This is a genomic window from Cupriavidus sp. 2TAF22, assembly GCF_052115045.1.
GTDB lineage: Bacteria > Pseudomonadota > Gammaproteobacteria > Burkholderiales > Burkholderiaceae > Cupriavidus.
This window is the reverse complement of the sequence record NZ_JBFRFX010000042.1, coordinates 1-19,548: the sequence shown is the minus strand read 5'-3', so window position 1 is coordinate 19,548 and position 19,548 is coordinate 1. Positions and strand designations below refer to the sequence as shown.

The window sequence follows — 19,548 nt, the reverse complement described above, 5'->3', positions numbered from 1 at the left end:
CAATAATTGGAATACCAGAGATGGCCGCTCAGGACGCATGCGCCGCGGCCATATTGCCGAAATAGGCGACCAGCGCATCGAATACCAGCCGGATGCGCATCGGCACGGGACTGCGCCGCGACCGGTAGATATACAAACCCCATGGCGCCGGCGCGTAGCGTTCCAGCACGCTGGCCAGGCGGCCCGAGCGCAGGTGAGGCTGGGCGAGGTAGTCTGGCAGCTGACCGTATGCGAGGCCCGAGAGGATGGCCTCCATCTCGGTCTCGGGATCGTCGCTGAGGAAGGCCGGCGAGCGCGGCGTGAACTGCTCGCCCTGGGCGAAGTACCAGGGCCAGGCGCGGCCGGTGCTGCGGTCGATCAGGCCGGTGACAGGCAACGCCGCCAGGTCGGCGAGGCCGGCGGGCTTGCCCACCCGCGCGATCAGCTCCGGCGTGCCCACCACATGGAAGGCCACGCGGGTGGTCATGCGCGCCACCAGGCGCTGGTCGCGGAACATGCCCAGGCGCAGGCCGATATCGATCTCGTCGTCCACCACGTCGGCAATCTGGTCGGACAGCCGGATGTCCAGCGTGATGCCGGGATGCGCCAGGGCCAGTGCCCGCAGCGCCACCAGCAGGTGCTGGCGGCCCAGCGTGCTGGGCGCGGTAATGCGCACGACGCCCTTGAGCTCGCTGTCGGAGCGGCTGGCCGGATGCGCGAACAGGCTGTCCACGTCGAGCAGCGCCGCGCGGGCGCGCTCGGCCAGCCGTTCGCCCGCGGCCGTGATGCGGATCTGGCGCGTGTTGCGGTGGAACAGTGGCTCGCCGACCGCCTCTTCGAGATCCTGGATGGCGCGCGTCACGGTCTGCGGCGACGTGCCGAGCCGCGCGGCAGCCGCCTTGAACGACGCCGACTCCGCCGCCGCGCAGAAGATCCTCAGCATTTCGAGCCGGTTGAGCATGGTTGTGTGGACGCCTTGTATGCGTGCGCGTGACGATGACGCGAAAGCGCGATTATAAAAGGCGCCGGCCACCGCGCCATGCCGCACTGCGCGGCACTCTGGCAGAATGCGCGACGCCCGCGGCCCGGGCAGCTTGCAAGCCCGGGTGCCGCATGGCCTGCCACTGCGCCCTTGCGGCCGCCTTGCGCGGGCTGCCCGTTTCCCGACACGAAGAATGAAGACAGCAACAACACTAGCGACGATCACGACAAAAGCAGCAGCAACCGTGCTGACGACCCTGTTCCTTGCCGTGGCGGCAGCAGTCGCGCCGCCCGCCATGGCCAAGTCCCGCGGCATGGACATGGATGCCGCGCCGGCACCGCGCGCAGCCGGCGCCAGCGCGCCCGGCTTTGCGCAATGCCCCCAGTTCTTCGCCCGCAGCGCCGCGCCCAGGGTGCAGAGCGACCCGCAGATCAAGGCGCGCGAACTTTGCTACGACGCCTTCGCCGTGCTCCACTCCGGCCGCAGCAAGACGCCGTTGTACGTGGCCGAGCGGCTGTCGCGCAGCCAGCTGATCGACGCGAAGGACGAGGAACGGACCGACCGCTTCTTCGCCGACGCGCGCCTGCCGCGCGCCGAACGCGCCGAACTCGATGACTACAAGGGCAGCGGCTACGACCGCGGCCACCTCTCGCCGGCGGCCGACCAGCCGACCGCCCAGGCCATGGCGCAGAGTTTCTCGCTCGCCAACATGGTTCCCCAGGCACCGCAGAACAATCGCAAGGCGTGGGCCTCCATCGAGAAGGCGACGCGCAAGTACGCCTTGCGTGCCAGCGGCGATGTGTACGTGATCTCCGGCCCCGTCTTCGAAGGCAAGGTCCAGACCATCGGCAACGACAACGTCTGGGTACCCAAGTATCTCTACAAGCTGGTCTACGACCCGTCGGCCAACCGCGCGTGGGCGCACTGGATCGAGAACACCGACGAAGCCCGGCCGGGCAAGCCGATTTCCTACAGTGAACTGGTCCGGCGCACCGGCATCGAGTTCCTGCCGGGCGTGCGCCTGGCGGACTGAGGAAGGGCCGATGGCGGCGCGCCTTGCCGGCCGCGTACCTGAAAGCCGCGAAAGTGGCACACTGGCGGTTTGCCGCGGCACCGGCGGGCCAGCCAGCCTGTCACGGCGCCGCCGCATCGCCACGCTAGCCTTGCCTGGCCTCACCTCTGTTATCTGTCTCACTAACGATGGAGCAAGCCCCCATGTCGAACAATAGCCAATGGATCCGCGTCGAAACCGAAGGCGGCGCCTTCGATGCCTACCTTGCCCTGCCGCCGGCCGGCAAGACCGCCAACGCGTCCGGGATCGTGCTGGTGCAGGAGATCTTCGGCGTCAATGAACATATCCGCGCCGTGGCGGACCAGTACGCGCTCGATGGCTACGTGGTGCTGGCTCCCGACGTATTCTGGCGCCAGGCGCCGCGCGTCGAGCTGGGCTACTCCGGTGACGACATGGCGCGCGCCATGGAACTGCGCCAGAAGGTCGACGTGGAGCTGGCGCTCAAGGATCTCGCCGCCACCGCCGGGGCGCTGCGCGCGCAGATCGGCGCGGGCGGCAAGATTGCCGCGGTGGGCTACTGCTTCGGCGGCCTGCTGTCCTACCTGAGCGCCGCGCGCGGGCTGGTCGACGCAGCCGTGCCGTACTATGGCGGCGGCATCCAGAACAACCTGCACGAGGCCGCCAATATCAAGGTGCCGGTGCAGTTCCACTACGGCGCGCTCGACGCGCACATCCCGGCTGAGGCCGTCGAAAAGGTGCGTGCGGCCGTGGCGGGCAACCCGCGCGCGGAAGTCCATGTGTACCAGCAGGCCGACCACGGCTTCAACTGCTGGGCGCGCGGCTCCTATCACCAGCCTTCGGCAGTGCTCGCGCATGGCCGCGCACTGACCTTCCTGGCCGGCGCGCTGTAAGCCGCGCAGCGTCGCACCTCGGCAGCCAGCCGGCTGCATGCCCGCGCCACGATGCTCCCGGCGCGGGCCGTCCCTCCTCTCGCACGGCGTCTCCGCCCGCGCCCACCCCCTCCCCGGTGTGCCTTGCACCGAATCCCTGCCGCCCGTATGCTGGCCGACGTTCGCCGACGCCGCCGACCTTGCCGCCAGCGCGCTGCGCGCGCCCTGGCGCGAGCCGGGCGGCAGCGGCTCAAGACTTGCTGGACCCTAACGACAAGACGGAGACCACCATGCAGTCAGAGCAGCAGCGCGTCCTGCGCAACACCATCCCCGATGCCCTTGCCCGCGCGGTACGGCGCAGCCCCGGCAAAACCGCGCTGCGCTTCGGCGAACGCAGCTGGAGCTATCGCGAGCTCGAAGCGGCCAGCGCCAGCGTGGGGGCCGCGCTGCAGCGCTGGGGGCTGCGTCCGGGCGACCGCGTGGCGGCGTTCGGCAAGAATTCCGATGCCTATGTGCTGCTGTGGCTGGGCTGCCTGCGCGCCGGGCTGATCCATGTACCGGTGAATTTCTCGATGACGCGCGGCGAGGTGGAGTACATCGTCAGCCAGTCCGGCGCCAGCGCGCTGTTTGCCGATCCGGCGCTGGCGCCGCTGGTGGACGGCCTGCCCTGCAACGTGACTGGCAGCCTGTATGGCGGAGGCCCGCACGATGTGCTGGCCGCCGCCGATGGGGCCGCCGGCGCGATCCTCGCCACGCTGGACGAAGCCATGCCGGCGCAGATCCTCTACACCTCGGGCACCACCTCGGCGCCCAAGGGCGCGGTGCTCACGCATCGCGCCTTGCTGGCCGAGTACATGAGCGCCATCGCCACCTGCGATATCAAGGCCGAAGACTATTCGCTGGCGGCGCTGCCGCTCTACCACTCGGCGCAGATGCATGTGTTCCTGATGCCGCTGCTGCTGATGGGCGGCACCTGCCTGCTGGCGCAGGCCCCCGAGCCGGGCTTCTGCCTGCGCACGGTGCGCGAGGCCGGCATCACCAGCTTCTTCGCGCCGCCCACGGTCTGGATCTCGCTGCTGCGCCACGCGGAGTTCGATCCGCGCCAGCTTGGCAGCCTCACCAAGGCCTACTACGGGGCGTCGATCATGCCGTTGCCGGTGCTACAGGAGTTGCGCGAACGCCTGCCCGCGCTGCGCCTGTTCAACTGCTACGGGCAGAGCGAGATCGGGCCGCTGGCCACCGTGCTGGGGCCGGAAGAGCATCGCGAACGGCCAGCCTCCGCGGGTCGCCCGGTGCTCAATGTGGAAACGCGCATCGTCGACGAGACGATGCGCGATGCGCGCCCCGGCGAGCTTGGCGAGATCGTGCACCGCTCGCCGCAGTTGCTGACCGAATACTGGGACAAGCCGGAGCAGACCGCCGAGGCGTTCGGTGGCGGCTGGTTCCATTCCGGCGACCTGGGCTATATGGACGAGGAAGGCTATCTCTATGTGGTCGACCGCATCAAGGACGTGATCAATTCCGGCGGCGTGCTGGTCTCGAGCCGCGAGGTCGAGGAGTGCCTGTACCAGCATGCGGCAGTGGCGGAAGTGGCCGTGTTCGCCCTGCCGCATCCGAAGTGGGTGGAGGCGGTGGCCGCCTGCGTGGTGCTCAAGCGCGACGCGCACGCAGGCGAAGAAACGCTGCTCGCCCATGCGCGCGCGGCGCTGGCGCCGTTCAAGGTGCCCAAGCGCATCGTGTTCGTGGCGGACCTGCCGCGCAACACGGCAGGCAAGCTGCTCAAGCGCCAGCTGCGCGAGGATTACGCGAGCCTGTTCGGCGCCTGATGCCGCCGCGCCGTCAGTACGGCATCGCCACGCCGTTCTGCACCTTGACCCGGTCGCCGTTGCGCAGGTTGTACGGCGTCGACTGGGTCAGCGTGAGATAGCCGTTGTCGGTGGTGCGCACGCGGATGCGGTAAGCCGGCGGCGCCGTATTGGCATGCTTCTCGACTTCGTTTCCGGCCACCGCGCCGGCGACGGCGCCGCCGATGGTCGCCACCGTGTTGCCGCGCCCGCCGCCGACCTGGTGGCCTAGCAGGCCACCGACCACCCCGCCAATCAGCGCGCCGGCGACGCCGCCGCCCGGCGATTGCCCTTGCACCATCTCGATCGATTCGACCTGGCCGTAACGCACGCCATAGGCGTCATAGCCGCCCTCGGCAGGGTTGGCCTGCGGGTAGCCGGCCTGGGGATACGGCTGCTGCGGGTAGCCCTGCTGAGGGTAGCTCTGCTGCGGGTAGCCTTGCTGCGGATAGCTGTCTTGCGGATAGCCAGGCTGGGAGCCCGATTGCGGATAGGCTGCTTGCGGGTAACCCTGCTGCGGATAGGCAACCGGATAGCCTGCGCTGGCCTGCGTGCTGCCGGCTCCGTAGCCACCATAGCCTGCGCCATACCCTCCATATGGCGCGGTCACGCAGCCGGCCAGGGCACCGGCGGCAAGCAAACCCAGCACGGTGGTACGAAGGGGAGAAAAGGGGAAAGACATCGGTGGCTCCTGCGGTAGTCGCGTGTTGTGATGCGCGCGAGTCTAGGGCCGGCAGGGCGCCGCGGGTGTCACCGAGGCTTGTGATTGGTAACTGCCTGTAACGCCGCGTGCGCGGCGCCGCGATGCGCCCGTTCAGCCGCGCTCCGCGCCGTCGTCGTTGAACTGGGTCAGGCGCGCCACGCGGAAGGTGCCGCGCAGCGACTCCAGCTCGCTCCGATGCAGCATCGCCAGCCGGTTCAGGAAGCGCTCGCCCTTGGCGAGCAGATGCACTTCCACGATGCGGCGGTCGTCCGAATTGGCCTTGCGCTTGACCAGGCCCGCTGCCTCGCAGCGATTGACCAGCGCCACCACGCCATGCTGCTTGGCCTGCAGGCGCTCGGCCAGCTCGCCGATCGACGCCCAGTCCTTGTCGGCGCAGCCGCGGATATGCAGCATCAGCAGATACTGCTGCACGGTCAGGCCTTCGTTGTGGGCCGCGTCCTCCGAGAAACGCAGGAAACGCCGCAGCTGGTAGCGGAAATCGGAAAGCGCCTCGAAATCCTGCTTGGCAAGCGGTTTGGAGGCGGCAGGCTGACGGGTCATGGCGGGCAGCGTCGTTGCGCTGTGATCTTGGCTCGACGCTCATTATAGGGCTGTGCCCGGGGCCGTCCCTTGGGGCTGCGGCAGCAAGCCAGCGTGCATGCGCCCGCATTTCGACCGGCACCGGTGCGGGTATGGCAGAATCTGTGCGTCCGCAGACACTCCCGACTGCCGACACCTTTCATTGCCACGGAACCGAAACCGATGTTCACGGAAATCGCCCTCTTCCTGCTCGATACCGTCTTCACCTTGTTCGGCATGGCGCTGTTGCTGCGTGTCTGGATGCAATGGACGCGCCTGCCAACCCGCAACCCGGTTTCGCAAGGTGTATTCCAGATCACGGACTGGCTGGTGCGGCCGTTGCGCCGGATCATCCCCGGCCTTGGTGGCATCGACTGGGCCACGCTGCTGGGCGCATGGCTGACCGCGATCGTGTTCCTGCTGCTGGTAATCATGCTGTCGGGCGCCGATCCGTCCACCCTGCTGCCGCTGCTGGTGTTCATCTCGCTGCTCAACGTGCTGAAATGGGGCATCAGCATGGTGATGTGGGTCACGTTGCTGATGGCCATCCTGTCGTGGGTGAACCCGCATTCGCCGGTCACCCCTGCCATCAACCACCTGACCGAACCGCTGCTGCGCCCGATCCGCCGCGTGGTGCCGCGCCTGGGCGGCTTCGATATCTCGCCGCTGGTGCTGTTCGTGATCGCGCAGATCCTCCTTATGATCATCGCCCGCCTGGGCGCGGGGCTGTTCGGCGCGCGATTCGGGCTCTGATTCGGGCTCTGAAGGACACATTGGCGGGGCGCGAGTGGCGCATGAGCAGCCCAGAACACTTGAATTGACGCTGAGGGGCTGCCATGGTGCCTGCCGGGGCGCCGGCGAGCCTTCGCCTGGCCCGTCGCCAGCGGCATGCAGGACTACCATTGTCCATGACGTTGGACAGTGTTTCGAGGATTAGGGCTTTTTCCTGGGAAGCCGGCAGCATACATTACGGGCAACGTGGCGCACGCCACTAAGCATCACGATAAGCCCAGGAAGAAAAGCTCCATGAAGACCCTCGCACAGCCCCGCACCCTCGCCGCAACCCTACTCTGCGCCATTGGCCTGTCGCTGGCCGCCGCTTCCGCGCACGCCAGCACGCCGGTCTCGGACCTGGCCCGCCTGGACGGCAGCATCGGCCGCCAGATCGACGCTTTCACCGACGGCGCACGCCAAGGCCCGCGCGACCCGTTCACCGATGGCGCGCTGACCGGCCAGCGCGATGCGTTCACCGACGGTGCCCGCAGCGTGAGCGATGCGCGCAGCAGCTTCAGCGACGGCGCCTGAGCACAGCACAACGGTATCCCCCGGGACGGAAGAGACAACAGCAGCAGGCCAAGGCCGGCCTGCCAGCCGGTCATGCAGCCGCGCCAGCCCTCACGGGCCGGGCGCGGCTGTTTCGTTTTGGGCGCGCCGCAGCAGCTCAGCCGTCCTCGCGCAGCTGGCCCTGCAGGTCGGAGGCCGCCATCATGGCCTCCACGGCTTCCATGAACACGCGTACCTTGCGCGGCTGCAGCCTGCGGTCCGGCAGCAGGGCAAAGACCCGGAGCGGCGGCGTCAGGAAGTCCGGCATGACCTTGACCAGCCGCCCCTGCGCGACCTCCGCCTCGCAATAAGCCTCTGACAACCGCGCGATGCCAAGTCCGGCCAGCGCCCCTTGCAGACGCAATTCCGCGTTGGAAGTCTGCATGCGCGGGCGGATCGGCACGGACACGCGTTCCTCGCCACGCATGAACTCCCACATCCCGTCCCCGGGCGTGGTCAGCGTGGGCAGGTTGGACAGGTCCTCCGGTTGCAGTTGCTGCGGCAGGCTGGCGGCCAGCGCCGGCGCCGCGAACAAGCCACGTTCGACGTGATAGATGCGCCGCGCCACCGTGCCGGAGTCGGGCAGGTCGTTATCGACCGCGACGAAGGCGACATCGAAGCCGTCACGGATGGGATCGACCATGCCCTGGCAGATTTCCACCTTCACATCGAGGGCCGGGTGGGCGGCAAGCGTATGACAGATCACGCCGCCCAGGCGCTGCGCACCGAACTCGTACGGCGTGGCGATACGCAGCACGCCTTGCACGCGCTCCTCGCGCGCCAGCGTTTCCTGCCGGATCTCGCGCAGCCGCGCGAACAGCGGCGCCACATCGCGGTACACGGCGCTGCCGGCGTCGGTCAGACGCATGCGCCGGGTGGTACGCTGCAGCAGCTTGGCTCCGATGGCGGCTTCCAGCCGTGCCACCGCCGCCGAGACCCGGGACTTCGGGCAGTCGAGCTGCTCGGCCGCTGCCGTGAAAGTGCCTTGCTCGACCACGCAGCAGAAGGCTTCCCAATCGTTCCACTGGATTGTCTCGTTCACCAGGCCGGTCTTCCTTTTCCAAACTATGTTTCCAGACGCGCGCCATTATGCGGCACGCGCGGCGGCCGCGCAGGGCAACACTGGCGCGCGGCGCGCATTTCCTCTACCCTTTCGGCCTTTCCGTGCATATTCGGCGTTCGGCCGAACCGACCGATGGCCAGCCCTGCCGCTCCAGACAATCCAGCCAACCCTGCCGCCGGCGCCGGCGCGGACCCCGCAGCACCGGCCCAGGAAAAACCGAGCGATACCTATGTGCAGTCCTTCGCACGCGGCCTTTCGGTCATCCGCGCCTTCGATGCCCAGCATCCGGCCCAGACGCTGAGCGAGATCGCTCAGGCCAGCGGCCTGACGCGCGCCGGCGCGCGCCGGATCCTGCTGACGCTGGTGGGGCTGGGCTATGTGCGCGCCGACGGGCGCCTGTTCCGCCTGACGCCCAAGATCCTGGACCTCGGCTTCGCCTACCTGACCTCGATGCCGTTCTGGAACCTGGCCGAGCCGATCATGGAGGCGCTTTCGCAGGAGGTGCACGAGAGCTGTTCGATCTCGGTGCTCGATGGCACCGAGATCGTCTACGTGCTGCGCGTGCCGGCACGCAAGATCATGACCATCAACCTGTCCATCGGCAGCCGCCTGCCGGCCTATTGCTCGTCGATGGGCCGCGTGCTGCTGGCCGGCCTGCCGGACGCGGAGCTGGAGCGCGTGCTGGGCGCCTCCGACCTGCGCGCCCGCACCAGTCGCACGGTCACCGATCCCGCGGCACTCAAGACCATCGTCGCCGGCATCCGCGAGCGCGGCTGGGCGCTCAACGACCAGGAACTCGAGGAGGGCCTGGTGTCGCTGGCGGCGCCCATCCGCAACCGCGCGGGACAGATCATCGCCGCCATCAATATCAGCGGCCAGGCCAACCGCACCAGCGCCGACGAGATGGCCGCCAGTTTCCTGCCGCCGCTGCTGGCGGCGTCCGAGAAGATCTCGAGCCTGATCAGCCTGCGAACCTGAGAGAGCGCGCTCAGCGCGCCTCGCCCGCGGGCAGCGCGACGCTGCCGAACTCGGCCGAGCGCGTGCCCGGCAACGGATGGTTGCTGGCGCCGAAATACGCGAAGGCCGCGGACAGCTTGACCGCCTCGGAACTGTTCCGGCCCGCGCTGTGGAACAACCGGCTGTCGAAGAACAGCACGTCGCCGCGCGCCAGCGCCAGCGGCCGCACGCCGCGCAGCAAAGCCTGGCTGGCCGGGTGCGATTCGATCAGGAATTCCGCCGCGTCGAGCTGCCCCGGTTCCAGCGCCACCGTGTGCGAGCCGGGAATCACGCGCAGCACGCCGTTGCTCTCGTCCTCGCGCCCCAGCGCCAGCCACACCGTCACCAGTTCAGGACTGGCGAACGACCAGTAGCGCGTATCGCGGTGCCAGCCGGTCTGGCTGCCATAGTGTGGATGCTTGGTCATCACGCAGTTGTGGTGCGCCAGCGTCAGGCAGACCGGCTCGCCCAGCAGCGTCGACACGACCTGCGTCACCGCGGGGTCGCTTGCCCACTGGCGGAAGGCTTCGTCGCGCCCATATGCCTGGCGCAGGCGGCGCACGGTGCCGCCGCCCGCCGCATCGCGGCTGGCCGGCGCGCCCGGATAACCGAGTTCGGCTTCGTATTCCACCGGCGCTGCCGCCTGGGCCAGTTGCGCGCGCGTGACCTGCTCGAGGCGGTCGCAGACTTCGGGCGGCGCAAAGCCACGCAGCACGATAAAGCCATCGGCATGGAAGGCACGGTTCAGCGCTTCCAGTTCGGCGGGAGCGGGAACGATGGCGGAGGCCTGGGCTGCCGCCGAAGCAGCGGCGCCCGGGGATGCGGCGAGGGGGGAGTTCATTGCAGCGGATGTGGGTTGGCAGGGCTGACAGCTTCGATAATGCCAGAAGCCGCGCCATCCGGCGTGATCTGGCGCAAGCCGGCCCGCCAGTAGCCCTCGCTACGTGCGCAAACAGACTGTTCCCCGGTACGCGCGCGCCGCTACAATGGCCGGGTCCTCGATCCGACCCGCAGGCCTCCAGTGACCGCTCGCCCCCGCATCGTCGCCTCGCTCTCCGAGGCGGAAGCCCAGCTTGGCCGCATCGTCCTGGGCAAGCCCCGGCAACTCCGCCTGGCGCTGGCCTGCATGCTGGCGCGCGGCCACCTGCTGCTCGAGGACCTGCCCGGCGTGGGCAAGACCACGCTGGCCCATGCGCTGGCGCGCACGCTCGGCCTGCAGTTCCAGCGCGTGCAGTTCACCAGCGACCTGCTCCCGGCGGACCTGATCGGCGTCTCCGTGTATATGCGCGACAGCGCGGAATTCCGCTTCCATCGCGGGCCGGTCTTCGCGCAGGTGGTACTCGCCGACGAAATCAACCGCGCCACGCCCAAGACGCAGAGCGCCTTGCTCGAAGCCATGGCCGAAGGCCAGGTCACGCACGATGGCGTCACGCACGCGCTGCCCTCGCCGTTCTTCGTCATCGCCACGCAGAATCCGCTGGACCAGATCGGCACCCACGCGCTGCCCGAGTCGCAGCTCGACCGCTTCACCATGCGGCTGTCGCTGGGCTACCCCGATGCGGCCTTCGAGCGTGTGCTGTACCTCGGCGGCGCGGCGCCCGCGGCCGCCGCTCCCGTGATGGATTCGGACCAGGTGGCGGCGCTGCAGCAGGCCGCGGCGCAGGTCTATGCCGGCCCCGCCCTGGTGGACTATGCGCTGGCGCTGGTGCAGGCCACCCGCGCGCATCCTGGCTTTGCGGCCGGGCTGTCGCCGCGCGCCGGCCTTGCGCTGCTGGCCTGCGCGCGGGCCTGGGCCCTGCTCCACCAGCGCGACATGGTGTTGCCGGAAGACGTGCAGGCGGTGTTCGAGCCGGTGGCCGGCCACCGGCTGCTGCCCGCGAGCGGCGCCGGCGCGGGACAGGAGACCATCGCGCGGCTGCTGGCCGACGTTGCCATTCCCTGAGCCGCGATGTCGCGCAGCCGGCCGCTCTCGCCGCATAGCCCGCCGCGGCCGTCCCCGGCACGTGCGCCGGGCCGCAAGCCATGGCCCTGGGCCACGGCGCCGTGGCTGCGGCGCAGGCGCGCGCCCCGGCAAGGCCTGGTGACGCTCGACCGCCAGCATCTCTATATCCTGCCCAGCCGCGCGGGCCTCGGCTTTGCATTGCTGCTGCTGGCCATGCTGCTGACTTCGCTCAACTACAACATCAGCCTCGGCTTCGCCCTCACCTTCCTGCTGGGCGGCATCGGCATGGCTTGCATGTGGCAGGCCTACCGCAACCTGCTCGACATGACCGTGGCCGGCGCCAGCGCCGCGCCGGTCTTCGTCGGCGAGTCCGCTGCGTTCAGCCTGCGCGTGGCGGGCGTCGCCGGCGACGATGCGCCGGTGCGCATCGGCATCGAAGCCACGCTGCCGGCGCAGGCCGGAGCGCCGCCGGCCAGCCTGAGCCTGGCGCGCGGCACCGCGGGCACGCTCACGCTGCGGCTGCCCACCAGCCGGCGCGGCTGGCTTGCGCTGCCGCGCGTGACGCTGTCGAGCCGCTTTCCGTTCAACCTCTTCCGGGTATGGAGTTACGCCGACCTGCCGCTGGCCGCCCTGGTCTACCCGCTGCCAGAGGCCGGCGCACCGCCGCTGCCGTTCGCCACGCAGGCGGACGAGGATGGCGCGTCCACGCTGGTGTCGGACGACGGTACCGACCAGTTGCGGCGCTACCGTAGCGGCGACCCGCTACACCGCATCGCCTGGAAGCACAGCGCGCGCACCGGGCGCTGGCTGAGTCGCACCGGGCAGTCCGGCAGCCAGCCGTCCTGCTGGCTCGAATGGCATTCGATGCCGCCCGCCCTGGGCAACGAGGCACGGCTGTCGCGCCTGTGCGCATGGGTACTGGCCGCGGGCGATGCAGTGGAGATCGGCCTGCGGCTGCCCGGCGTGGAGATCGCGCCCGGCCGCGGTGGCCCGCATCGCCGCGCCTGCCTCGAGGCGCTGGCGCTGTGGCCTGGCAAGCCGGGACAGCCCGCGCCGGAAAGCCCGCGATGAAAGCGCCGCCGCGCGCGCTCGCCCACGAAGAGCACGGCCTGTTGCTCGGGCAGCTGGCGCTGGTGCTGGCGCCGCAGGCACGCGGGCTGCCCGTCACCATCAGCGTCCTGCTGGTCTTGCTGATGGGCTGGCGCTGGCTGCTCTGGCGCCAGCGCGCGCCGCTGCCGTCGCGCCTGATGCTCGGGCTGACCGCCGGGCTGGTGCTGCTGGTGGCCGCGGCGCTGGCGTGGCAGGCCGGCGGCAACGTAGGCCGCGATCTCTCGGTGGCATTGCTCGGCGCCTTCGTCGTGCTCAAGCTGCTCGAGTGCCGCGTGCTGGCCGACGCCACGCTGGTGACGCAGCTCTGCTTCTACCTGCTGCTGAGCCTGTACCTGTTCGACCAGCCTTTCTGGCTGGCGCTGTATGGCCTCGCCATCGCTGCCTGGCTGCTGCGCAACTGGCTGTTCCTGGGCCATCCGGAGGCGCGCGGCTATCTCGCGGTATGGCCGCTGCTAGGCCAGCTGACGCTGATCGGGCTGCCGTGGGCGCTGGTGCTGTTCGTGCTGTTTCCCCGCCTGGACCGACCGCTGTGGCGTTTGCCGCAGGCCGAGGCGACAGCCGCCACCGGCATCAGCGACACCATGAGCCCCGGCAGCGTGAGCCAGCTGACGCAGTCGACCGAAGTGGCGCTGCGCGCCGACGTGCAAGGCGGCCCGCTGCCGGCCGGCGCCCTGTACTGGCGGGCGCTGGTGTTTTGGCAGTTCGACGGCCAGACCTGGCGCCCGGCGCCGGGCAGGCAACGCGCCGCGCAGCCCGCGCCGGGGCTGCCGCCAGCTGCCGACGCGACGGACACCGTGGCTGGCACAGCCGCGAACACGGCGGCGACCGGCGTGATCGACTACAGCATCACGCTCGAACCCAGCCAGCACCCGTGGCTGTTCCTGCTCGACCGCGGCCAGGCCATCGCTGCCGAAGCCGGCGCCACGATCAATGCCGACGGCGAGTTTTTCGTCCGCGACGCGGTCGACCGGCGCCTGCGCTATCGCGCGCGCTCGGCGCCGGGCGCAGCGCAAGCGCTCGATCCGCAGGCACTGCAACTGGCGCTCTCGCTGCCGCCCGGCAACCCGCGCAGCCGCGCGCTTGCCGCCGAATGGGCGCAGCGCTATCCGGAGCCTGCGCAACGCGCGCAGGCCGCGCTGCAGCTGTTCGCGGCGGCGCCGTTCGGCTACACGCTGTCGCCCGCCCCGCTCGGGCGCGAACAGATCGACAGCTTCCTGTTCGACACCCGCCGCGGCTTCTGCGAGCACTATGCCAGCAGCTTCGTCTTCCTGATGCGCGCGGCGGGCGTGCCGGCGCGGGTGGTCACGGGCTACCTGGGCGGCGAGTACAACCCGATCGGCGGCAACTACATCGTGCGCCAGGCCGATGCGCACGCATGGGCGGAGATCTGGCTGGCCGGACGCGGCTGGGTGCGCGTCGATCCCACCAGCGCGGTGGCGCCAAGCCGCGTCGAGCGCGGCATCGACGCAGCGCTCGACGCCAGCGAGATCGAGGCACTGCGCGCGGTACGCGACCCGGGCTGGCTGCGCAACCTGCGCTGGGGCATGGATGGCATGGTCTACACCTGGCAGCGCTGGGTGCTGCAATACGATCGCGGCCAGCAGGCCCGGTTCATGCACCGGATCGGCGTCGGCGACAACCTGCCGCAGGCGTTGCTCGGTGGATTGGCCGCGCTCAGCCTGCTGGGGCTGGTGCCGCTCATGCGCCGGCGCCGCGAGACCGATCCGGTACAGGCGCTCTATGCGCGCTTCTGCCGGCAACTGGCACGCCACGGGTGCGTACGCTCGCCTTCCGAGGGGCCGCAGGATTTCGCCGAACGCGCGGCGCTCGCCTGGCCGGCCGCCGCCCGCGCCGTGCACGATTTCAACCAGCGCTATGTCAGGCTGCGCTACGGGCAACTTGCGCCGGCGCTGCGTACGGCCGAGCTGGCCGCGCTGCGCCGGGCCCTGCGGCAACTCCACCGCACCCCGCGGGGCGCATGAAGCTGCCGAGCCGCCCGTCATCTCGGCTACTTGTTTCAAGTGATATAATTTCATACGAAATCAATTCGCCGGTGCAGCACCCGCTTGCGCCGGCATCACCAGAAGCATTACGCCTCCATGTCGTTCGAAGACCGCATTGAACGCTTTTGTGCCAGCCACCCCGAGGCACCGCGTGACCTGATCCTGGCCTCGCGGCTGCTGCTGCGCACGGCGCGCCTGCTGCGCGACCATATCGACCGGGCACTTGCACCGTTCGAGCTGGACCTCCAGCAATACCTGGCGATCAGCATGCTCGCCACCGATGACGCCCAGCCGACGCTGCCGTCCGAGCTAGGGCTGACGCTCGACGCCACCCGCACCCAGATGACACGCCTGATGGACAGCCTGGCAGCGCGCGGGCTGGTACGCCGCAATGCTTCCACGCAGGACCGCCGCAGCACCGAGCTCGTGCTCACCGCGGCCGGCCTGCGCCTGCTCGAACGTGCCGCACCGGCGGTGCACGCCGCTTACGCCGAAGCCTGGCAGCCACTGGGAGACAGCGGCCTGGGCACCACCACGCGGGCCCTGAACCGCATGCACAAGAACCTGCTCGCGCTGGAGCCATGAGATCAGGCTCTGCCTTGCGCCCGCTTCGGCTCGGGCTGCGCTGGCTGCGCCTGCTCAGCCGCCGGCAGCGGCAGACACTGGTCATGCTGCTGCTCGCGCTGGCCACCTCGGTCGAGTTTCTCGAGAACATCATGTTCGTGTTTGCGTCCAGCCACATCGTCGGCGGCGTGGACGCGGACCCGCGCAGCTTCGCCCTGGTCCAGGCCGCCTACGCGGTCGGCAGCATGTTGATGATCCTCAAGCAGCAATGGCTGGCGCAGCGCTTCGGCTACCGCTACTACCTCACCGGCGCGCTGCTGATCTTCATGGCGGGCACGCTGGCGGCGGCGACCAGCCATTCGCTGCCGCAGCTGGTGGGCGCGCGCTTCGTCCAGGGCGTCGGTGGCGGCGCGCTGTTTACGAGCTGCCGCATCCTGGTCAATGTGATGTTCGCGCCGGCCGACCGGCCCCGCGCGGCGCGCATCTTCATGCTCGGCATCTTCTCGGCCTCCGCGGTGGCGCCGGCACTGGCGGCGGAACTGATCGAGCGCGGCGTGTGGCAGGACGTGTTCTACGGCGCGCTGCCCTTCGCGGCGCTGGCGGCGCTGGGCGCGTGGCTGCTGCTGCCCGATGCGGAGCCGGGCAACGACGACCAGGGCCCCGCGCTTGGCCCGCTGCTGCTGTTCGGCGCGGCGGTAGTGTCGCTGCAGGCCGCCCTGACCGAGGCCCGCTTCGACGTCTTTTCGCACCCGCTGCGACTGGTGGCGATCGGCGCGGTCGGGGTCGGCCTGTTCGGCTGGTTCCTCTGGCAGCAATGGCACCACAGCGCGCCAGTGCTGCGCGTGCGCGCGCTGCGCAACCCCGTCTACCTGACCGGGCTGGGGATGTACTTCGCCTACTATCTGATCAGCAACCTGAGCGCCTACGTGTTCCCGATCTACGCGGAACAGGCGCTGGGCATGCCGCTGGCCACCACCGGCTGGCTCAACAGCTTTGCCGCCATGGTCAGCCTGGCCGGCATCGTGGTTTATCTGCGGGTGGCGCCAAAGCTGCCGCACAAGAAGCCGCTGATGGCGAGCGGGCTGCTACTGATGGCAGGCGCGGCATGGTGGTTTTCGTCGATGCCGCCGGACGCCGGTACGCAGGCGCTGATCGCCGGGCTGATCGGCAAGGGCCTGTTTGGCGTGATGGTGATCATCCCCATCGCGGGCCTGACCTTCCGCTCGCTGGCCGAGGAAGACTTCGCGCATGGTTATCGCAGCAAGAATCTGCTGCGCCAGATCGCCGCCTCGTTTGCCTCCGCGCTGGGCGCTGTACTGTTGCAGAACCGGCAGTTCGCCGTGCACACCAGCCTGACCGGCGCCCTTGGCCAGCACACCGCACAGGCACAGCAATGGCTGGACGCGGTGCAGGCGGGCTGGAGCGCGCGCGGCTTCGATGCCGGCAGTGCGCACCAGGCCGCGATGGCGCAACTCGCCAGCCTGGTCGACACACAGGCCCGGCTGATTGCATGCGAGGACCTGTACCGGCTGATCGCGGTGCTGGCGTTGACCGCTGCGGCCTTCATGCTGGCTCAGAGACGCCTGGACTGAACGGAGCGCGACTGAACGGAGAGCGGCAGGGACTGGTTCGGATACGGCGTGCGTGCCGCGGGGATGGTGAGGCGGGCGTCACCGCTTGGCGGCTTGCCGTGGGCAATGCGTGTGGCCGGGCTGGATCGCTGCGGCGCGCTTGCGCGATACGGGCACTGCATCTGCCGGCAAAGCCGCCGGCGACATCGGAGTCCTGCGCTTAGAACAGCGGCAGCTGGCGCATGCCGAAGCCGATGGTTTCTTCCACACGCATGCGCGCATGCACGAGCGAGCCTTCCGCGCCGGAATAGTTGCCGGCGGCCCAGTGATAGACGACCGGCAGCTCGCCACGATCTGACAGGCGTACCTCGCCAAGCTTCTCGCCACGCTCATTGCGGTAGAAGTGCGAACGGTAGCCACGCTCCCAGTGCGGGGCTTCAGCTTTCTTGCGGCGGCGCGGAGAGGGCGTCGATTGCGGCAGGCGCCGCGCTCTTTCGGTACCCGTGATCGCGGACGCGCGGGTGAAATCCAACTGCATAGACTTCCTTGTGTCTTCGAGTCAGCAAGACGAATTCGCAACAAGGGCCTGCAGCCGTCGCGGCGTGTCTTGCGTCGCAGTCGAGATAATACCTGTTACAGCGCGTTCTGACAGCCCTATTTGCACCGGAATTCGGCTTCCAGCAAGGCTTGGCGGGCCGGACGTATACCTGGCGTATACGTCCGCGTATACGTAAACGTATACGCGTTTACCGGCCCGCTCACGTTTTCCGACTCGATTATCACCGCGCTTTCAGCGGCGGTTTACCACGCTTCCAACGACGCTCAACCGAGGTCGAGCGGGATGAAAATACGGGCGTCATCGCGCTGCACCAGCAAGGCGACCTGCTTGCCGGACTTCGACACCAGCGCGCGCAACTGATCCGCCGAACTGATCGGCGTGCCGTTGATCGACAGTATGACGTCGCCGGGCTGGATGCCTACCTTGGCCGCCGGGCCCGCGACATCCTCCACGACCAGGCCGCCGTCGATGCCGCTGTCGCGCTTCTCCGTGGGGCTCAGCGGACGCACCGCCAGGCCGAGCTTGCCACCCGCATTGTTGGCGGGACTCTTGTCGGCGACAGCCGCATCCTTCGCCGTGCCGATCTTGACGGTCAGGGTCACGGGCTCGCCTTTGCGGATCACCTTGAGCGAAGTCTGCGTGCCCGGCGCGAGGTCGGCGACGTGCTCGGGCAGGTCGCCCGAATGATCGATCACGTCGCTTCCCAGTTGCACGATCACGTCGCCCGGCTTGACGCCGGCCTTCGCCGCGGGGCTGTCAGGCTCGACCGAGTTCACCAGCGCGCCGCTGGGCTTCGGCAAGCCGAACGATTGCGCCAGGGCCTGGTTTACCTCTTGTACGCCGATGCCAAGACGGCCGCGCGTGACCTTGCCGTGCGCGACCAGTTGCGCCTGCACCTTGGTGGCCACGTCGATCGGAATCGCAAAGGAGAGTCCCTGGTAGCCACCGGTCTGGCTGTAGATCTGCGAGTTGATGCCGATCACCTCGCCGCGCTGGTTGAACAGCGGGCCGCCCGAATTGCCGGGATTGACGGCAACGTCGGTCTGGATGAACGGCACATAGGTGTCGTCCGGGAGCGAGCGCGACTTGGCGCTGACGATGCCGGCGGTCACCGTGTTTTCGAAACCGTAAGGCGATCCGATGGCGAGGACCGGTTCGCCCACGCGCACGCGCGAAGGATCGCCCAGGCGCACCGTCGGGAGATTCTTCGCATCGATGCGGATCACGGCAACGTCCGTCTGCGCATCCGCGCCGAGCACCTTGGCCTTGAACTCGCGGCGGTCCGTCAGCTTGACGGTTACCTCCTGGGCGCCGTCCACCACATGGGCATTGGTCATGATCAGGCCGTCCGGGCTGATGATAAAGCCCGAGCCGAGGCCGCGCACCAACTGCTGCTGGCCGCTCTGCGGACCCTGGAACTGCGGACCGAAGCGCTTGAAGAACTGGAACAGCGGGTCGTCGGGGTCCATACCCTGCGGCACCTGCGCCGAGGTGCGCTGCGCGCGCGCGGTCACGCTGATATTGACCACGGCAGGGCCGTACTGGTCGACGATGCCCGAAAAATCGGCCGGGGTGGCCACGGCCACTGGCTGCGACGATGCCGTCGCGGGCGCCTGTGCGGCATATCCCGGCGTGATGACTTCCTTCTGCAGATAGGTATATCCCCCGGCAAGCGCAGCCAGGGCAGCAATACCGATGGCAGAGCGGGCTAGTGTCTGGCGGATCATGGCGTCTTCCTTTCCTGAGTTACCTTGGGCGTCCTCGAGTCGGGACGCGACAGGACCATGCTAAGGGGCCATCCTTAAACCAGACTTAAGGGAAGGAAAGGAAGTGGGAACTCTGGAGTCCGCGGCGTACTAGCTGGCCGCAGTCATTTGCCCGGGATCGTGATTTTCCGACAACATCGCGCATAATGCGCGCTTTTGCGCTGAATTCAGGCGCTTGGCGGCAGCCTCGGCCTTCGAGGCTTCCGAGCGGTTTTCGAATTCCTGCCAGGCGAGGATCCGGATCGGCTTGCGCGAACGCGTGTATTTGGCGCCGGTTCCTGCCTGATGCTGGGCAAAACGACGCTCCACATCGGTCGTGATGCCGGTGTAGATGGTATTACCTTCGCATTCGAGCAGGTAGAGAAACCATGAAACGTTGCTCTCGGCTGGCATCCGGGGGGGTTAGAAATGTATGGAAACAGGGCAATTATGCCGGCTGGCACGATGACTGCAAAGACACCGTGCATTCAGGCCATCGCAAGACCGCCGCTGCGGATCGATCGCTATAAATCAGCGCCGCAAAAGCAAAACCCCCCAGTACTTGCGTACTGAGGGGTTTCAAGGGAGAGCCTGGCGATTACCTACTTTCACACGGGTAATCCGCACTATCATCGGCGTGGAGTCGTTTCACGGTCCTGTTCGGGATGGGAAGGGGTGGTTCC

General features: G+C 68.7%; 19 protein-coding genes and 1 rRNA gene. 11 read left to right on the top strand and 9 right to left on the bottom strand.

Annotation, left to right across the window (positions count from 1 at the left end; all coding sequences use genetic code 11):
• Positions 1-28 precede the first annotated feature (28 nt).
• Positions 29-940 (bottom strand): LysR family transcriptional regulator, encoded by a 912-nt coding sequence (locus tag AB4Z48_RS33090; RefSeq protein ID WP_441621870.1) that lies wholly within the window; start codon positions 938-940, stop codon positions 29-31.
• 316 nt (positions 941-1,256) lie between these two features.
• Here AB4Z48_RS33090 and AB4Z48_RS33085 point away from each other — a divergent pair, with 316 nt between their 5' ends.
• The 3 genes from AB4Z48_RS33085 to AB4Z48_RS33075 all read left to right on the top strand — a co-directional run bounded on the left by AB4Z48_RS33085 (position 1,257) and on the right by AB4Z48_RS33075 (position 4,689).
• Entirely contained in the window at positions 1,257-1,994 is a 738-nt protein-coding gene (locus AB4Z48_RS33085; protein WP_441622003.1) for a DNA/RNA non-specific endonuclease, read from the top strand.
• Between the two features lie 182 nt (positions 1,995-2,176).
• The gene (locus AB4Z48_RS33080; RefSeq protein WP_441621868.1) at positions 2,177-2,884 is read left to right on the top strand and encodes a dienelactone hydrolase family protein; all 708 of its coding nucleotides are present in this window, start codon (positions 2,177-2,179) and stop codon (positions 2,882-2,884) included.
• Between the two features lie 269 nt (positions 2,885-3,153).
• Entirely contained in the window at positions 3,154-4,689 is a 1,536-nt protein-coding gene (locus AB4Z48_RS33075) for a fatty acyl-CoA synthetase (protein ID WP_441621866.1), read from the top strand.
• A gap of 13 nt (positions 4,690-4,702) precedes the next feature.
• Here the strand turns inward: AB4Z48_RS33075 and AB4Z48_RS33070 are convergent, their stop codons facing one another.
• Together AB4Z48_RS33070 and AB4Z48_RS33065 are read right to left on the bottom strand one after the other, a co-directional pair.
• Positions 4,703-5,389, bottom strand: a complete 687-nt coding sequence (locus tag AB4Z48_RS33070) for a glycine zipper 2TM domain-containing protein (protein WP_441621864.1) — start codon at positions 5,387-5,389, stop codon at positions 4,703-4,705.
• A gap of 132 nt (positions 5,390-5,521) precedes the next feature.
• Positions 5,522-5,971: a MarR family winged helix-turn-helix transcriptional regulator gene (locus AB4Z48_RS33065; protein ID WP_441621862.1), complete on the bottom strand. Its 450-nt coding sequence runs from the start codon at positions 5,969-5,971 to the stop codon at positions 5,522-5,524.
• Between the two features lie 201 nt (positions 5,972-6,172).
• Between AB4Z48_RS33065 and AB4Z48_RS33060 the strand changes: the two genes are divergently transcribed.
• The gene (locus tag AB4Z48_RS33060; protein WP_441621860.1) at positions 6,173-6,742 is read left to right on the top strand and encodes a YggT family protein; all 570 of its coding nucleotides are present in this window, start codon (positions 6,173-6,175) and stop codon (positions 6,740-6,742) included.
• A 273-nt stretch (positions 6,743-7,015) separates the two neighbouring features.
• Positions 7,016-7,294 (top strand): hypothetical protein, encoded by a 279-nt coding sequence (locus AB4Z48_RS33055; RefSeq protein ID WP_441621858.1) that lies wholly within the window; start codon positions 7,016-7,018, stop codon positions 7,292-7,294.
• A gap of 136 nt (positions 7,295-7,430) precedes the next feature.
• On the opposite strand, the gene AB4Z48_RS33050 is transcribed toward AB4Z48_RS33055, so the two are convergent.
• Complete coding sequence (locus tag AB4Z48_RS33050) at positions 7,431-8,354, bottom strand: LysR family transcriptional regulator (RefSeq protein WP_441621856.1); 924 nt, start codon at positions 8,352-8,354, stop codon at positions 7,431-7,433.
• A gap of 153 nt (positions 8,355-8,507) precedes the next feature.
• Between AB4Z48_RS33050 and AB4Z48_RS33045 the strand changes: the two genes are divergently transcribed.
• Positions 8,508-9,353, top strand: a complete 846-nt coding sequence (locus tag AB4Z48_RS33045; protein ID WP_441621854.1) for an IclR family transcriptional regulator — start codon at positions 8,508-8,510, stop codon at positions 9,351-9,353.
• Between the two features lie 10 nt (positions 9,354-9,363).
• Here AB4Z48_RS33045 and AB4Z48_RS33040 read toward each other — a convergent pair whose 3' ends face one another.
• Entirely contained in the window at positions 9,364-10,212 is an 849-nt protein-coding gene (locus tag AB4Z48_RS33040; protein WP_441621852.1) for a phytanoyl-CoA dioxygenase family protein, read from the bottom strand.
• A gap of 180 nt (positions 10,213-10,392) precedes the next feature.
• Here AB4Z48_RS33040 and AB4Z48_RS33035 point away from each other — a divergent pair, with 180 nt between their 5' ends.
• From AB4Z48_RS33035 to AB4Z48_RS33015, 5 genes are all read left to right on the top strand, one after another.
• Positions 10,393-11,313 carry an AAA family ATPase gene (locus tag AB4Z48_RS33035; RefSeq protein ID WP_441621850.1) on the top strand — a complete coding sequence of 307 codons (921 nt, stop codon included), beginning with the start codon at positions 10,393-10,395 and terminating at the stop codon, positions 11,311-11,313.
• Positions 11,314-11,319: 6 nt separating this feature from the next.
• A complete protein-coding gene (locus AB4Z48_RS33030) occupies positions 11,320-12,384 on the top strand; it encodes a DUF58 domain-containing protein (protein WP_441621848.1) in 1,065 nt (354 codons plus the stop codon).
• A complete protein-coding gene (locus AB4Z48_RS33025; protein ID WP_441621846.1) occupies positions 12,381-14,405 on the top strand; it encodes a transglutaminase TgpA family protein in 2,025 nt (674 codons plus the stop codon). The genes AB4Z48_RS33030 and AB4Z48_RS33025 overlap by 4 nt, the downstream gene beginning before the upstream one ends.
• Positions 14,406-14,522: 117 nt before the next feature.
• Positions 14,523-15,011, top strand: coding sequence for a MarR family winged helix-turn-helix transcriptional regulator (locus AB4Z48_RS33020; RefSeq protein ID WP_441621844.1), 489 nt, complete (start codon positions 14,523-14,525; stop codon positions 15,009-15,011).
• The gene (locus AB4Z48_RS33015) at positions 15,008-16,582 is read left to right on the top strand and encodes an MFS transporter (protein ID WP_441621842.1); all 1,575 of its coding nucleotides are present in this window, start codon (positions 15,008-15,010) and stop codon (positions 16,580-16,582) included. Before AB4Z48_RS33020 ends, AB4Z48_RS33015 begins: the two co-directional genes overlap by 4 nt.
• Before the next feature lie 199 nt (positions 16,583-16,781).
• On the opposite strand, the gene AB4Z48_RS33010 is transcribed toward AB4Z48_RS33015, so the two are convergent.
• From AB4Z48_RS33010 to rrf, 4 genes are all read right to left on the bottom strand, one after another.
• Positions 16,782-17,099, bottom strand: coding sequence for a hypothetical protein (locus AB4Z48_RS33010; RefSeq protein ID WP_441621841.1), 318 nt, complete (start codon positions 17,097-17,099; stop codon positions 16,782-16,784).
• 284 nt (positions 17,100-17,383) lie between these two features.
• Positions 17,384-18,847 carry a DegQ family serine endoprotease gene (locus tag AB4Z48_RS33005; RefSeq protein ID WP_441621839.1) on the bottom strand — a complete coding sequence of 488 codons (1,464 nt, stop codon included), beginning with the start codon at positions 18,845-18,847 and terminating at the stop codon, positions 17,384-17,386.
• A gap of 129 nt (positions 18,848-18,976) precedes the next feature.
• Positions 18,977-19,279 carry a GIY-YIG nuclease family protein gene (locus AB4Z48_RS33000; RefSeq protein ID WP_441621837.1) on the bottom strand — a complete coding sequence of 101 codons (303 nt, stop codon included), beginning with the start codon at positions 19,277-19,279 and terminating at the stop codon, positions 18,977-18,979.
• Between the two features lie 175 nt (positions 19,280-19,454).
• Positions 19,455-19,548, bottom strand: a 5S ribosomal RNA gene (gene rrf / locus AB4Z48_RS32995); the annotation flags it as partial.

Bases quoted from the DNA above. Each gene is read 5' to 3' on its own strand.
- AB4Z48_RS33000 (WP_441621837.1), bottom strand. From the start codon at position 19,279: ATGCCAGCCGAGAGCAACGTTTCATGGTTTCTCTACCTGCTCGAATGC.
- AB4Z48_RS33030 (WP_441621848.1), top strand. From the start codon at position 11,320: ATGTCGCGCAGCCGGCCGCTCTCGCCGCATAGCCCGCCGCGGCCGTCC.
- AB4Z48_RS33080 (WP_441621868.1), top strand. From the start codon at position 2,177: ATGTCGAACAATAGCCAATGGATCCGCGTCGAAACCGAAGGCGGCGCC.
- AB4Z48_RS33010 (WP_441621841.1), bottom strand. From the start codon at position 17,099: ATGCAGTTGGATTTCACCCGCGCGTCCGCGATCACGGGTACCGAAAGA.
- AB4Z48_RS33040 (WP_441621852.1), bottom strand. From the start codon at position 10,212: ATGAACTCCCCCCTCGCCGCATCCCCGGGCGCCGCTGCTTCGGCGGCA.
- AB4Z48_RS33070 (WP_441621864.1), bottom strand. From the start codon at position 5,389: ATGTCTTTCCCCTTTTCTCCCCTTCGTACCACCGTGCTGGGTTTGCTT.
- AB4Z48_RS33065 (WP_441621862.1), bottom strand. From the start codon at position 5,971: ATGACCCGTCAGCCTGCCGCCTCCAAACCGCTTGCCAAGCAGGATTTC.
- AB4Z48_RS33045 (WP_441621854.1), top strand. From the start codon at position 8,508: ATGGCCAGCCCTGCCGCTCCAGACAATCCAGCCAACCCTGCCGCCGGC.
- AB4Z48_RS33015 (WP_441621842.1), top strand. From the start codon at position 15,008: ATGAGATCAGGCTCTGCCTTGCGCCCGCTTCGGCTCGGGCTGCGCTGG.
- AB4Z48_RS33075 (WP_441621866.1), top strand. From the start codon at position 3,154: ATGCAGTCAGAGCAGCAGCGCGTCCTGCGCAACACCATCCCCGATGCC.
- AB4Z48_RS33025 (WP_441621846.1), top strand. From the start codon at position 12,381: ATGAAAGCGCCGCCGCGCGCGCTCGCCCACGAAGAGCACGGCCTGTTG.
- AB4Z48_RS33090 (WP_441621870.1), bottom strand. From the start codon at position 940: ATGCTCAACCGGCTCGAAATGCTGAGGATCTTCTGCGCGGCGGCGGAG.
- AB4Z48_RS33055 (WP_441621858.1), top strand. From the start codon at position 7,016: ATGAAGACCCTCGCACAGCCCCGCACCCTCGCCGCAACCCTACTCTGC.
- AB4Z48_RS33005 (WP_441621839.1), bottom strand. From the start codon at position 18,847: ATGATCCGCCAGACACTAGCCCGCTCTGCCATCGGTATTGCTGCCCTG.
- AB4Z48_RS33060 (WP_441621860.1), top strand. From the start codon at position 6,173: ATGTTCACGGAAATCGCCCTCTTCCTGCTCGATACCGTCTTCACCTTG.
- AB4Z48_RS33085 (WP_441622003.1), top strand. From the start codon at position 1,257: ATGGCCAAGTCCCGCGGCATGGACATGGATGCCGCGCCGGCACCGCGC.
- AB4Z48_RS33020 (WP_441621844.1), top strand. From the start codon at position 14,523: ATGTCGTTCGAAGACCGCATTGAACGCTTTTGTGCCAGCCACCCCGAG.